Source organism: Nocardia sp. SYP-A9097 (assembly GCF_009649815.1).
Classification (GTDB): domain Bacteria; phylum Actinomycetota; class Actinomycetes; order Mycobacteriales; family Mycobacteriaceae; genus Nocardia.
This window is the reverse complement of sequence record NZ_WJIC01000084.1, coordinates 1-989: the sequence shown is the minus strand read 5'-3', so window position 1 is coordinate 989 and position 989 is coordinate 1. Positions and strand designations below refer to the sequence as shown.

The 989-nt window shown below is 61.5% G+C and carries 1 protein-coding gene; it reads left to right on the top strand.

The annotated features are described in order from the left end of the window. Positions 1 to 989, top strand: a 989-nt coding sequence (locus GFY24_RS40840; RefSeq protein WP_194853232.1) for a (Fe-S)-binding protein, incomplete at both ends; no start/stop codon positions are given.

Sequence of the window (989 nt, the reverse complement as noted above, 5' to 3'; positions counted from 1 at the left end):
GAGGCGGAGCGTCCGCTGGTGGGTGGCGAGGATGTCAACGGCATCATCGATCCCGAGGTGTTGTGGTCCTGCACGACGTGTGGTGCGTGTGTGGAGCAGTGCCCGGTCGATATCGAGCATGTGGATCACATCATCGATATGCGCCGCTACCAGGTGTTGATCGAGTCGGAGTTCCCGTCCGAGCTCGCGGGTCTGTTCAAGAATCTGGAGAACAAGGGCAATCCGTGGGGGCAGAACGCCAAGGACCGCCTGAACTGGATCTCCGAGGTCGACTTCGAGATCCCGGTCTACGGCAAGGACGCGGACAGCTTCGACGGCTACGAGTACCTGTTCTGGGTGGGTTGTGCGGGTGCGTATGAAGACCGCGCCAAGAAGACCACCAAGGCTGTCGCGGAACTCCTGGCGACCGCGGGGGTGAAGTTCATGGTGCTGGGTCAGGAAGAGACCTGCACCGGTGACTCGGCGCGTCGTGCGGGTAATGAGTTCTTGTTCCAGCAGTTGGCGATGCAGAACATCGCGGTGCTCGATGGCGTGTTCGAGGGTGTGGAGGCGTCGAAGAAGAAGATCGTCGTCACCTGTGCGCATTGCTTCAACGCGCTCAATAACGAGTATCCGCAGGTGGGTGGCAGTTACGAGGTGGTGCACCACACCCAGCTGCTGAACCGTCTGGTGCGTTCGAAGAACTTGATTCCGGTGTCGCCGGTCGCGCAGAACGTGACCTACCACGACCCGTGCTATCTGGGTCGGCACAACAAGATCTACGACGCGCCGCGTGAGCTGATGGAGGCGTCGGGGTCGAATCTGATCGAGATGCCGCGTCACGGTGAGCGTTCCATGTGCTGTGGTGCCGGTGGCGCGCGGATGTGGATGGAAGAGCAGCTCGGCAAGCGCATCAACGTCGACCGCGTCGACGAGGCCCTCGATACGCTCAAGGGCGGTAACGAGCCCTCGATGATCGCGACGGGTTGCCCGTTCTGCCGGGTGATGCT